The sequence below is a fragment of the Microcella sp. genome (assembly GCF_019739195.1).
GTDB lineage: Bacteria > Actinomycetota > Actinomycetes > Actinomycetales > Microbacteriaceae > Microcella.
The window spans coordinates 1,038,858-1,051,109 of sequence record NZ_JAHHDS010000003.1 but is presented as its reverse complement, the minus strand read 5'-3'; the positions used below and the strand labels follow the sequence as shown (position 1 = coordinate 1,051,109).

At 68.1% G+C, this 12,252-nt stretch carries 12 protein-coding genes; 6 read left to right on the top strand and 6 right to left on the bottom strand.

Going from position 1 to position 12,252, the window contains the following annotated elements; genetic code table 11:
* The first annotated feature begins 68 nt into the window (after nt 1-68).
* The gene (locus tag KL788_RS06920; protein ID WP_293169758.1) at nt 69-2,372 is read left to right on the top strand and encodes an Ig domain-containing protein; all 2,304 of its coding nucleotides are present in this window, start codon (nt 69-71) and stop codon (nt 2,370-2,372) included.
* 47 nt (nt 2,373-2,419) lie between these two features.
* Here KL788_RS06920 and KL788_RS06915 read toward each other — a convergent pair whose 3' ends face one another.
* From KL788_RS06915 to KL788_RS06905, 3 genes are all read right to left on the bottom strand, one after another.
* The gene (locus KL788_RS06915; protein WP_293169756.1) at nt 2,420-4,069 is read right to left on the bottom strand and encodes a DNA repair helicase XPB; all 1,650 of its coding nucleotides are present in this window, start codon (nt 4,067-4,069) and stop codon (nt 2,420-2,422) included.
* A gap of 125 nt (nt 4,070-4,194) precedes the next feature.
* Nucleotides 4,195-6,054 (bottom strand): helicase-associated domain-containing protein, encoded by a 1,860-nt coding sequence (locus tag KL788_RS06910; protein WP_293169754.1) that lies wholly within the window; start codon nt 6,052-6,054, stop codon nt 4,195-4,197.
* Nucleotides 6,041-6,313, bottom strand: coding sequence for a multidrug ABC transporter ATPase (locus tag KL788_RS06905; RefSeq protein WP_293169752.1), 273 nt, complete (start codon nt 6,311-6,313; stop codon nt 6,041-6,043). The genes KL788_RS06910 and KL788_RS06905 overlap by 14 nt, the downstream gene beginning before the upstream one ends.
* 134 nt (nt 6,314-6,447) lie before the next feature.
* Between KL788_RS06905 and KL788_RS06900 the strand changes: the two genes are divergently transcribed.
* Both KL788_RS06900 and KL788_RS06895 read left to right on the top strand, forming a co-directional pair.
* Nucleotides 6,448-6,828, top strand: coding sequence for a cold-shock protein (locus tag KL788_RS06900; RefSeq protein WP_293169750.1), 381 nt, complete (start codon nt 6,448-6,450; stop codon nt 6,826-6,828).
* A gap of 5 nt (nt 6,829-6,833) precedes the next feature.
* The gene (locus tag KL788_RS06895) at nt 6,834-7,409 is read left to right on the top strand and encodes a DUF3027 domain-containing protein (RefSeq protein ID WP_293169748.1); all 576 of its coding nucleotides are present in this window, start codon (nt 6,834-6,836) and stop codon (nt 7,407-7,409) included.
* A 30-nt stretch (nt 7,410-7,439) separates the two neighbouring features.
* On the opposite strand, the gene KL788_RS06890 is transcribed toward KL788_RS06895, so the two are convergent.
* The gene (locus KL788_RS06890) at nt 7,440-7,682 is read right to left on the bottom strand and encodes a hypothetical protein (protein ID WP_293169746.1); all 243 of its coding nucleotides are present in this window, start codon (nt 7,680-7,682) and stop codon (nt 7,440-7,442) included.
* A 43-nt stretch (nt 7,683-7,725) separates the two neighbouring features.
* Complete coding sequence (gene serC / locus KL788_RS06885; protein WP_293169744.1) at nt 7,726-8,841, bottom strand: phosphoserine transaminase; 1,116 nt, start codon at nt 8,839-8,841, stop codon at nt 7,726-7,728.
* A gap of 109 nt (nt 8,842-8,950) precedes the next feature.
* Between serC and KL788_RS06880 the strand changes: the two genes are divergently transcribed.
* From KL788_RS06880 to KL788_RS06870, 3 genes are all read left to right on the top strand, one after another.
* A complete protein-coding gene (locus tag KL788_RS06880) occupies nt 8,951-9,640 on the top strand; it encodes a metal-dependent transcriptional regulator (RefSeq protein ID WP_293169742.1) in 690 nt (229 codons plus the stop codon).
* 369 nt (nt 9,641-10,009) lie between these two features.
* Nucleotides 10,010-10,651, top strand: coding sequence for a C40 family peptidase (locus tag KL788_RS06875; RefSeq protein ID WP_293169740.1), 642 nt, complete (start codon nt 10,010-10,012; stop codon nt 10,649-10,651).
* 357 nt (nt 10,652-11,008) lie between these two features.
* Nucleotides 11,009-11,509: an HNH endonuclease gene (locus tag KL788_RS06870; RefSeq protein WP_293169738.1), complete on the top strand. Its 501-nt coding sequence runs from the start codon at nt 11,009-11,011 to the stop codon at nt 11,507-11,509.
* Nucleotides 11,510-11,637: 128 nt separating this feature from the next.
* On the opposite strand, the gene KL788_RS06865 is transcribed toward KL788_RS06870, so the two are convergent.
* A complete protein-coding gene (locus KL788_RS06865) occupies nt 11,638-12,210 on the bottom strand; it encodes a hypothetical protein (protein ID WP_293169736.1) in 573 nt (190 codons plus the stop codon).
* Nucleotides 12,211-12,252 lie beyond the last annotated feature (42 nt).

The following is a 12,252-nucleotide window of genomic DNA, read 5'->3' as shown; positions in this document are numbered from 1 at the left end:
CCTAGCGTCAACAGAGACTGCGCGGTGCCGCCGCAGCTCGTGACTCTTGCTCCCGACACGCACGAAAGATGGACATGCCCACAACGACTCTTGCCCCGTTGCCCGATACCGCCCGCCCACCCGGTCGAGCACGACGCGCCCTCGCCGTGCTGGTCGCACTGGTCTTGGGCGTCGGTGCTCCGCTGGCCGTCGTCGCGCCCGCACACGCCGACACGATTGCGACGGTCGACTTCGACGACCTCAGCGGCTGGACAGTCAACTTCTGGTCCGCGTCGGGCGGCAACGCCATCGCGTCGCGAGGGCCAGGCGGCGGTGGATCGATCTCGACCACGGCGAACTTCAGCGGTTTCGAGAACATTGAGGTGAGCATCCGATATCGGGTCGAGAACCTGGCAGCCGGGCATGTCTTCTTCTTCAACTACAACCCCGGTGGCACTCCGTTCACTCCGCTGAATCGCACGACCGACACTGCCGGGTTCGTGACCGAGACCTACCCCCTCGATGCCTCGGTGAATAACGATGCGAGCGTCACGCTCAACTTCGGAAACGTCACGCCCTCACCCGACCCCATGCCGATCATCGAGGTCGACAGCATGACAATCACCGGCGACCCGATCGATACAACTGACCCGACGATCACGGTCGTCGGCCCCGCCGACGGCTCGACCATTCCTATTCCCGCCTCGACCGACTACGAGGTCGAGGTCGCTGACAATGCCACGGCGGCTGGCGATATTGATGTCGAATACTCGTTCCACTACGACGGCGACAGCTTCACCGAGACCCCCACCGTCGGCGTGGGCGGTGCGCGTTCGGCCACCATCGCGCCGAACATCTTCGACGTGCAGTTCGGCCTTGTTCAGGGCGAGGTCTTCGAGTGGCGCATCACCGCGACCGACGACGAGAGCAACGTAGGGTCCACCTCGGTGTTCCTCGTTTTCGGCGACCCCGAAGGCCCAGAGTTGACGGTGACGTCTCTCGATGACGGAGTTCGCGGCACCGCCTACTCGATGGCCATCTCATCGTACGGAACGCCGCCGATCACCTACGGTGCCCTCAACCTGCCCGACGGTCTGACGATCAGCCCGTCGACGGGCACGATTTCAGGCACCCCGACCGAGGCCGGCACCTTCTCGGTGACGATCACAGCGACCAACGACGTCGACTCTGACGACGTGACGCTCGACCTGTTCATCGCCGATCCACCGACGATCACGACGACGACGCTGGTCGATGGTCTCGTCGGCACGCCCTACACCGCGTCCATCGCCGCGACGGGCGACCCGACATTGGCGTATTCGGCGACGGGCCTCCCGCCGGGCATCACGCTCGACCCCAGCACCGGCGAACTCTCCGGAACACCGACGGCCTCTGGCTCGTACACCCCCGAGTTCACCGTGACGAACGACTCAGGCAGTGATGTCGAGACCATCAGCATCGACATCGACGAGGCCCCGTCGATCACCTCGGGTTCACCCCCGAGCGGTGTCGTTGGCTCTGCCTACAGTCACACTGTCACCGCTGGTGGCAGCCCCGCAGCGACGTTCTCGGTGACCGGCAGCCTTCCACCTGGTCTGAGCCTCGACCCGACATCGGGCCTGATCGATGGTTCGCCCACGACCGCTGGCTCCTTCACGTTCACGATCATCGCGACCAACGGCGTCGGCGCTGATGACACGGCCGAGTACACGGTCGAGATTGAGCCCGCCCCCGCGGCTCCGGCCTTCACGAACGGAATTGCTGACGACGGTGTTGTCGGCGAGTCGTACTCGTTCGAGTTCACCGCGACTGGCTACCCCGCAGCGACGTTCTCGGTCAGCGGTGGTTCGCTTCCTCCAGGACTCGACCTCGATGAGACAACGGGTGACCTGACGGGCGCTCCGACCGCGGCGGGAGTGTTCACGTTCACGGTGGAGGCCTCGAATGGTGTCGGCAGCCCGGCGACTCTACCGGTCTCGATCGAGGTGCTGGAAGCACCTGAGATCGGCACGGCCCTCCCGCCAACAGCAACCGTCGGCGTGCCGTACAGCTTCATGATCCCCGTCACCGGCACGGCGCCGTTCTTCTTCACCCTCGTCATCGGCGCACTGCCCGCAGGTCTCGAGCTCAATGAGACGACGGGCGAGATCTCGGGTACCCCGACCGAGACCTCGACCACCTCGGCACTGATCGCCGTCTCGAACGACACCAGAATCGAAGACAGCGTGGAGTTCGTCTTCGTCGTGTCGCCCGCTGCAGAGCCCGAGCCAGAGGCGGGCGACCTCGCCGCCACACTGCCGGTCACGGGCGCTGATCCCGCAGGTGCGGCCGCTATCGCCCTGCTGCTCATCACCCTCGGGGCAGTCGTTCGACTGTCACGTCGAACGGCGTAGAAGGTAGCCGCCCAGCGTCGTCGGGTCGCTGGGCGGTGCTGCGTCGCTCAGGCGGCCTTCGCGATCTGGTCAGCGTCAAGAATCGTGTAGCTGTAGCCCTGCTCGGCGAGAAAGCGCTGGCGGTTCTGCGCGAAGTCTTGATCGACGGTGTCGCGCGCGACAAGCGTGTAGAAACTCGCCGGAATACCGCTCTGCTTCGGCCGCAGCAGGCGCCCGAGGCGCTGCGCCTCTTCTTGCCGTGAGCCGAACGAACCCGACACCTGTATCGCGACCGTGGCCTCGGGTAGGTCGATCGAGAAGTTGGCGACCTTCGAGACGACGAGCACCGGTGTGCGGCCATCCCGAAACTCTTGATAGAGCCGTTCGCGCTCGTCGACCGAGGTCGCTCCGGTCAGCTGGGGCACGCCGAGCGCTTCGGCGAGCTCGTCGATCTGGTCGAGATACTGCCCGATGATGAGGATGCGCTCGCCGTCGTGCTGCTTCACCAGACGCTTCACGACCCCGAGCTTGGCTGGTGCTGTCGCCGCGAGCCGGTATCGCTGATCGTCAGCGCTCGCCGCATACTCGAGGCGCTCGCTCGCGGGCAGGTCGATGCGCACCTCGAAGCAACTGGCCGGCGAGATGTAGCCCTGCGCCTCGATCTCTTTCCACGGAGCATCGAAGCGCTTAGGGCCGATGAGGCTGAAGACGTCGCCCTCTCGACCGTCTTCGCGCACGAGCGTCGCCGTGAGGCCCAGACGACGGCGGGCCTGCAGCTCGGCCGTGAGCTTGAAGACGGGCGCCGGCAGCAGGTGCACCTCGTCGTAGATGATGAGCCCCCAGTCGAGGGCATCGAGCAGAGCGAGGTGGGCGTACTCGCCCTTTCGCTTGGCGGTGAGAATTTGGTAGGTCGCGATCGTGACCGGCTTGACCTCTTTCACCTGGCCCGAGTACTCGCCGATCTCGTCTTCAGTGAGGCTCGTGCGGGCGAGCAGCTCGGCTCGCCACTGCCGCGCCGAGACGGTGTTGGTCACCAGAATGAGGGTGGTCGTGTCGGCCTCGGCCATGGCTCCGGCGCCCACGAGGGTCTTGCCAGCGCCGCAGGGCAGCACCACGACGCCCGAACCGCCGACGAAGAACTGGTCGATCGCCTGCTGCTGGTAGGGCCGCAGACCCCATTCGCTCGTGTCAAGGTCGATCTCGTGCGGGGTGCCGGGTGTGTAGCCCGCAAGGTCTTCGGCCGGCCAGCCGATCTTCACGAGCTCTTGCTTGATCTGACCGCGTGCCCACGGTGCAAGCTCGAAGGCTGCGTGGTCGATGCGCCGCGTGAGCAACGGGGCCACCTTCTTATTGGCGGCGATCTCAGTGAGCACCGCAGCATCCGTCGACCGCAGCACGAGTGTGCCCTCGTCGTTGCGCACGATGATCAGACGGCCGTAGCGACCGACCGTCTCGGTGATGTCGGTCGACACCGACTGCGGCACCGGAAACTTGGCGTAGCGGTCGAGAACAGCGAGCATTTCGTCGGCTTCGTGGCCGGCGGCACGCGCGTTCCAGAGCCCGAGTCGGGTGATGCGATAGGTGTGCACGTGCTCGGGCGCGCGCTCGAGCTCGGCGAACACCGCGAGGGCGTGGCGCGCCTCGTCGGCCCTCGGGTTGGCGACCTCGAGCAGCACCGTGCGGTCGCTCTGAACGATGAGGGGCCCGTCGGGATTCATAACGGGCCAGTCTAGGCGGCGCGGCTGAGAGCCCCTGTTCGCAACTCAGGCTGAGGGTGCCACGGTGACCGGTTCATCCGACACATATGCCGTCTCAGCCTGAGTTGCGAACGCGCAGAGCGCGACTACTCGAGAGGTTCGAGGGCGGTGATGCTCTTCACCGGCAGAGTGCGCTCGATGTCGGCCGCCTTGTCGCGACCTCGCACTCGTCCGGCGGCGATGCCCGTCGGCTCGAGGTCGAACGAGCGCTCGCTGCCGTCGGGCAGCGTCACCGTCGCGCGCACCGAGAGTTTGCCGCGCAGGGCAAGCTCCCACTGTCGGGCCACCCAGGCACCGTCGCCGTCGATGCCGACCGTCGAGCCGCTGCGGATGCGCTCGACCGCCGCCGCCACGCTCGTGTCGACGGCGGGTGTCGTCGGGCGCGTGCGGGCGCGGCCAGGTCGTTCGGGGGTCGCGGTGCCCTCCTCAGAGGCGGCGGGGTAACGTGCGTCGATGAGGGTCCAGAGCACCACAGCCGCATCGTGGCGGCTGATGAGCCTGAACGCTCCTGCGCGACGCAGTGCGAGAGGCGCTGTTGCCGCATCGACGAGCATGGCCTCGAGCAGCACGGGGTCATCGCTGCGCACCCCGGTGCGCGCGCCGAGCTCGGCGGCCTCGTCATGCTCGAGGCTGCCGACGCGAACGGCACCGTATCGGCGGGCGGTCTCGTCGATGAGGTAAGCGAGCGGCTGCGGAACCCCGGTGAGCGAGATTGCCGACAGGAAGCCGGTGAGCGTCGTGGCCGTCTCGCCGATCGCGATCGCGCGGGTGACACTCTCGGCCGTGATGCGATAGCGCCCGGCGAGCGAGCTGCTCTCGACGTCGGCCACTCGGCGCAGTCGCTCGTCGAGCTCGCCCTTGAGCGGCCCCGGCGACACGATCGTCAGGTCGTGCTGCAGGTAGACCTGATCGACCTCGGGCGGCACGAGCGGCGCCAGCACGGCGGCCGCGCTCGACGAATCGGCGGTGACGAGCGCTCGACCGATGCTGCTGGCTCGCCCCGCCACGGCGATGCCGAGCCGCTCTGCCTGCACACCGCGCCGGCGCAGGCGCTCGCGCAGCGGCTCAGAGCCCGCCGGGAAGAGCCAGGTCGTCGCGGTGATCAGTGCCGCCCCCCAGTCTGCATCGACCTGGTCACGCAGCAGTTCTGCCACCTCGGCAGGCAGTGACGCGTGCCACGATCGGGCCAGGTGCGCCCAGCGCTCGGTCGGCCCGCGGCGACGCCACTCGTCTCCGGAGTCGGTAGATCGGCACGTGCCGTCGAGCTCGTCGACAAGACCGGCGAGCGCTGCCAGGTCGACCAGGGCGGTGACCTCGTCGGTCTCGCACCCCGCCGCCGCCGCCAGGCGCTTGGCGTCAGGTAGCGCGAGACCGCCTCGCGCCAGCAGCCGCCCGGGCACATCGCCCAAAGCGAGCACCACCTCGGTGACCGCCACCGTCGTGGTGAAGGCACTCTCGGCCGCAGTGCGGTCGAGAGCGGTGCGCGCGGCCGCGTCCAGTTCGGCGGGCATCGGCAGCGCGGCTGCCGACCGCAGCTCGTCGAGACTCGGCAGGCCGCGCGCAGGCCACGCGGCGAGTTCGGCGGTCACAGCCGGCCAGACCGTCACCCGCGCGTCGGCGAGGTCGGCGAGCAGGGCATCCGTCGCCGGAGCGAGATCGAGCGCCACCTGCTCGGTCGTGCGGTCGAGGCGGGCGGCTAGATCGGTGAGCGCCGCGCCCTCGTCGAGCTGCGCGGCGGTAGCGAGAACGGTGAGCGAGGAGCGGGTCAGCGAGGCCAGCGCGAGCGCGATCGCGGCCGGGTCGAGCAGCGCCTCAGCGAGATCGAACACATCACGTAGCGTGCTCGGCGTGATCGAGCGCTCGCGAATCACGCGGGCGACGCGCTCATCGTCGAGATCGCGCAATCGCGCGGCAAGCGCGAGAGAGGCGGCGCTAGTTGCCGGCATCCTTCGCGGCTCGCCCCCGGCGCACAGCGCTGACGACGAGCAGCGCGATGATCAGCACGAAGCCGATCGGCAGGCCGATGAGCGGCATGATCGTGACGATCGGCCAGATACCGGTCGCGAACTCTTCGCGCCCGAGGCCCGCGCCGGTTGCGGCGATCAGAGCGACAAAGCTCGCCAGACTCACCAGAATGACCGCGGCGACCATGTAGGCCAGCACGCGCTCGAGGCGGTTGCTCATGACGAACGATTCTTCGGGCACGACACCAGGATAGGCGGCGGGGCGGCGTGCGACCTACCCCGCGTGCTGGGGCCAGGCGTTCGCGAGCATCTGGGCCCCGTCGGCAGGTGCAGACCGGTACCCTTGAGACTCACGACGACTCGCAAGGAGAGCGCATGCCTACCGGCAAGGTCAAGTTCTACGACCAGGAGAAGGGCTTCGGCTTCATCGCATCCGATGAGGGCGATGAGGTCTTTCTGCACGCCTCGGCGCTGCCCGAAGGTGCGGTCGTCAAGGCAGGCACGAAGCTCGAGTTCGGCATCGCTGATGGCAAGCGCGGCGCGCAGGCGCTCTCGGTGCGCATCCTCGACGCCAAGCCCTCACTCGCTCGGGCGAACCGCAAGTCGGCCGACGACATGTCGATCATCGTCGAAGACCTCGTCAAGTTGCTCGACGGCATCGGTGCGAACCTCAAGCGCGGGCGCTACCCCGAAGGTGAGCACGGCAAGAAGATCGCGGCCATGCTGCGCCGCGTCGCCGACGAACTGGACGCGTAGCCCTCGTGGCGCGCGTCTCGAAGAAAGCCGCCGCTGTCGATGCTGCGGTGACGGATGCTGCTGCCGACGGCGCCGCATCCGCCACGACTGACGCTGCGGTGCTCGAGCCCATCGCTCGCCAGGCGCTGGGCGAGATCACTCGCCCCGCCAACGTCGGAGCCTTGCGCGACGTCGTCGTCGCCGACGATGTCGCCACCGTGCGTTTCTCGACGACTCAGGGCGGCTACCCCGGGTGGTACTGGACCGTCGCCGTCGCCGTGAACCCCGGCATGCAGCCGAGCGTGCTCGAGACCGAGCTGATTCCGGCGGAGGGCGCTCTCACGGCACCGGACTGGGTGCCGTGGGCCGACCGGCTCGACGACTACCTCGCTCAGCAGGCGCACGAGCGCGAGCTCGCGGGCGAGACTGACGACGACGACGATGACGATGACGACGACGACGAGCACGACGACGACGCTCACGACGACGACGCCGACGAGGCGATCGACGAGCACGACGTGCACGGCGACGACGGCGATGATGTCTTCGACGGCGTCGACATCGACCTGCACCTCGACGACGACACGCTCACCGAGAAGTAGCCGCAGCGCCGCGACGCGCGGCACCTGCGACTAGAGGCGGGTGCGGCGTTGGCGCAGCGAGACGAGCAGCCCCGCGAGACCGAGCACGAGCCCGACGGCGATCGTGGCGAGCACGCGGGCCGGGTCGAACGAGACGGGTGCAGAGAGCATCCCGACCACGACGGTCGCGCCGATGATCCAGCCGCCGATGCCGATCGCGAAGGCGAGTGCATCGTTGGTGACAGCGGGCTCGGGCTGCGGGCGGCGCTCGTCGTGCGGAACGTAGAGCCTCATGCGCTCCAGTGTGGCAGTCGCATCGCCGTAGGGCGAGCGAGACTCAGCCGGCGAGTGACTCGAGCACGTGGTCGATGCTGCGCGTGAGCTGTCGCACGTCGTCGGGGTCGATCGCCACGAAGGTGGCGATGCGCAACTGGTTGCGGCCGAGCTTGCGGTAGGGCTCGGTGTCGACGATGCCGTTGGCGCGAAGCACCGCGGCGACCCGCGCCGCGTCGACCGAGTCGTCGAAGTCGATCGTCACGACGACCTGAGAACGGTGCGCGGGGTCGGCGACGAACGGAGTCGCCAGTGCATGCGCCGACGCCCACTCGTAGAGGTGCGATGAGCTCTCGGCCGTGCGGGCGTGCGCCCAGGCGAGGCCGCCCGACTCGTTCATCCAGCGCAGCTGGCTGTCGAGCAACACGAGCGTTGCGAGCGCAGGAGTGTTGAGCGTCTGGTTGAGGCGCGAGTTGTCGATCGCCGCGGTGAGCGAGAGGAACGGCGGGATGTAGCGGTCGGTCGCGTCGATCGTGAACGCCCGCTCGATCGCCGCGGGGCTCATGAGGGCGAACCACAGTCCGCCGTCGCCGGCGAAGTTCTTCTGCGGGGCGAAGTAGTAGACGTCGGTCTCGGCCACGTCGAGATCGATGCCCCCGGCCGCGCTCGTGGCGTCGACGAGCGTGAGCGCGTCTGGTGCGGAGCCGATGCGGCGCACGGGGGCCATGACGCCCGTCGATGTCTCGTTGTGCGGGTAGGCGTAGACGTCGACGCCGTCGACGGGCTCGAGCACCCCGCGGGTGCCGCCGGGGGTCTGCACGACGTGCGGCGCCGAGAGCCAGGGCGCTGAAGCCGAGACGACGAACTTCGACCCGAACTCGCCGAAGTCGAGGTGCGCGCTGCGGCGCGAGATAAGCCCGGCCGCGGCGACATCCCAGAAGGCGGTCGATCCGCCGTTGCCGAGCACGACCTCGTAGCCCTCGGGCAGTCGGAAGAGCTCAGTGAGACCGGCGCGCACGCTGCCCACGAGGTTCTTCACGGGTGCTTGGCGATGCGATGTGCCCAGGATGCTCGCAGCGGCTAGCAGGTCAGCCAGTTGCTCGTTCCGCACCTTTGAGGGTCCGCATCCGAAGCGCCCGTCGGCGGGAAGCAGCTCGGCGGGGATCGTGATGTCGGCCATGCCCTCCATCGTACTGAGCGCGTGACGCCCGTTCGGCTCGGTCGTTTAGGCTAGGCAAGCCTGACCTGCCGAGTCGCGTGCAGGCCCGCTGCGATGAGAGAGGACGCACATGACCGACCTCGTCGACACCACCGAGATGTACCTGCGCACGATTCTCGACCTCGAAGAAGAGCAGATCGTGCCCTTGCGCGCCCGCATCAGCGAGCGCCTCGGGCATTCGGGCCCCACCGTCTCGCAGACGATCTCGCGCATGGAGCGCGACGGCCTGGTGAGAGTCGAGGGCGATCGGCACCTCGAGCTCACCGACGACGGTCGCACCAAGGCGATCTCGGTGATGCGAAAGCACCGACTGGCCGAACGGCTGCTCGCCGACGTCATCGGGCTCGACTGGGCGTTCGTGCACGACGAGGCGTGCCGGTGGGAGCACGTCATGAGCGAGCAGGTCGAACGCCGCATCATGGCCCTGCTCGGCGAGCCCACCGAGTCGCCCTACGGCAACCCGATTCCGGGGCTCGAGCACATCGGCGGCTCGGCCGCGAACGACTTTCTCGACGGCGTCATCTCGCTCACGCACGCGGCAGCCGCCGGCGTGCGCGAGGGCACGATCCGCCGGTTGGCGGAGCCCGCCCAGGTCGACCCCGACCTGCTGCACCAGCTGCGCGAAGCGGGAGTCGTGCCCGGGGCGCACGCGAGGCTGCGCCCGGAGCCCAACGGGTACGTCAGCGTCGAGGTCGTCGGGCGCGACGAGGGCATCGACCTGCCCGCCGAGATCGCGCAGCACATCTACGTCGCCGAGTGAGGATTCACCACTACATGCTGTGGTGGCGCGTCGGTTTGTAACCGTTCCGTTATCTCACGTACACTCGACCAGTTGCCGGTCACACCCAACCGATCGGCAGCTCTGACGCAGAACGCTTCGCACGCCCGTCTTCTGCACTCAGACCGTGGACAACACGAAATCAGACGGGCCGTCGATCATCACCGATCATGCGTCAGCGGCGAAGCGCAGGAGGCAACACCTTTGACACACGATACGAACCTCGAGCTGGTCGAGTCACGCCGCTCACGCCGCACGGCCGTCGCCACAACCGCTCGTGCTCAGGCAACCGCAGCGCCTCGCGCACCGCGGTCGAAGGCCTGGAAGCGCACCGCTCTCAACATGGGGGCCATGACCGCGGCAACGGCGATCGTCGCCACTCTGGCGCTGCCGGGCACCTCGCTGCAGCCCGCCGCCAACGCGGAGTCGAATCAGACCGCTGAGGCCATCGCCGAACTGCAGGCCACCTCTTCGCAAGAGATCGAGCTGGCCTCGACCGAGCCCGTCGTCGTCGACGCGAGCCGCGGTGAGTTCACCGCGACCGACCCCGCAGCCTTGCGCCGTGCGCAGCTCGCTGCCCAGCGCGCCGCTGCTGCCGCCGCCTGGTCGGGCCCGCGCGTCAGCGACTTCTTGGCCAACCCGCCGTATCCCAACTTCAGCCTCGACCAGGTTGTGCAGGTGGCGCTGCAGTATCAGGGCGTGCCTTACCGCTACGGCGGCAGCACTCCGGCCGGCTTCGACTGCTCGGGCTTCGTGCAGTACGTCTACGCCCAGTTCGGTGTGTCGCTGCCCCGCACGGTGAGCGCCCAAGACCGCGCAGGCACGCGCATCTCGCGCGCCGACGCCCGCCCCGGCGACATCGTGATCATGAACGGCCACAACGGCATCTACATGGGCAACGGCACCTTCATCGACTCGCCCCGCGCGGGTGGCGTCGTGAGCGTGCGCCCGATCTGGACCGACAACTACTGGATCGTGCGCGTCGGCATCTGACGAGCATCCGTCGCCCTGGCCGCAGGGTGAACGACCGGTGAATCGGCGCGCCTCTCAGTGAGAGCGCGCCGATTCTGGGTTAGCCTTACATTCTCGGTGCCATACGGCGCACGAGAGGAGAGGCCATGAGTGGGCGGAACGACATCCAAACCGTGGATGCGCGCGCCGTCTTTCGCATAGCCGTCGCCGTTCGCTGGATCGCGCCCTGTCGTGGTTCTGCGGTACTGAGCACTGTCGTCTAACGGCAGTGCTTTTTTTGTGCCCGAAAGGGTGCACGACGACCCTCGCACCGTGAGGCACTGAGAACCGAAGGAACGCCCGCAGGCCATGCGGGCCCGTTCGACAGGAGCCCCCAGCATGCGCACACTCGTTCTCAACGCCGGCTACGAGCCGCTCGCCGTCGTGTCGTTCCGCCGAGCGCTCGTGCTCGTCATGAATGAGAAGGCGACGATTCTCGCGACGGATGGCGAGCATCCCGTCTTCGGCATCGAGGGAACGTGGGATCGCCCGAGCGTCATCGTGCTGCGGCGCTATGTGCGCATTCCGCACAGCCGCCAGGTTCCGCTCACGCGACGCGGGGTGCTGCGCCGCGACGGCAACCGCTGTGCCTACTGCGGCGGCTTTGCGTCAACGATCGACCACGTCATGCCGCGCTCGCGCGGGGGAGCCGACACGTGGGAGAATCTCGTGGCCTGCTGCCTGAAGTGCAACAACCTCAAGAGCGACCGCACACCCGCTGAGATGCGCTGGAAGCTGCGGGTCACACCGAAGGCGCCGCACGGCACGGCCTGGCTCGTGCGCGGCATCGAACGACCGCTGCCCGACTGGAACGAGTACTTGGCGCCGCTCGCCGCGTAGACAGGGCGGATGCGAGATCGTGGCGACGGATGCTCGCCGCGCGACTGCCGTGGATGCAGGTTTCCGCTGACGCAGTGTGCCTCGCGTGGCATGTGCCGCATGAGGCACACTGCCCCGGGCGGGCCCCGCTACAGCTTCGAGATCACGAGTTCGGCGAGCTCGACCGCCTGATCGCGCAAGACGGCCGAGTCGCCCGACTCGGCTTCGATGAGCACCTCGACGAGCGTGTCGCCGGTGCAGAGACGAAGCTCGCCTTCGGCCCCTGAACTGCCGGAGAACTGCCACCAGGCTTGGTCGCTCAGGCCGGCCACGACCTCGAGGTCGCTGCCGATCGCGAGCGGCTCGAGGCACGCGAAGCCCGCGGCGAAGTCGTCGGCATCCGAGATGCGCAGTTGCACCTCGACGCTCTCGGCTTCCCACGTACAGGAGTCGGCGTTCCACGTGACCTCGTTCTCGGTGACGTTCACAGTGCCGATGCGGCCGTCGCCGAGCCCGGCGCCGAACACCGCCTCGAGCTCGGCGGCGTCGGCCGCACCGCACGGCAGCTCGACGGCGGCGGGCGGCGAGGCCGCTTCGTCCGACGACTCGATGGTGTCGGGTGACTCGGGCGCTTCGGTCGAGTCTGCGCTGCACGCGGCGAGTACGGGCAGCACGGTGAGCAGCGCGAGGGCGAGCCAGGGGCGGTTGCGCGTTGTGGTCATTGCGTGTTCTCCGGTTTCAGGTGGTGCTGCTGGATGAGAGAC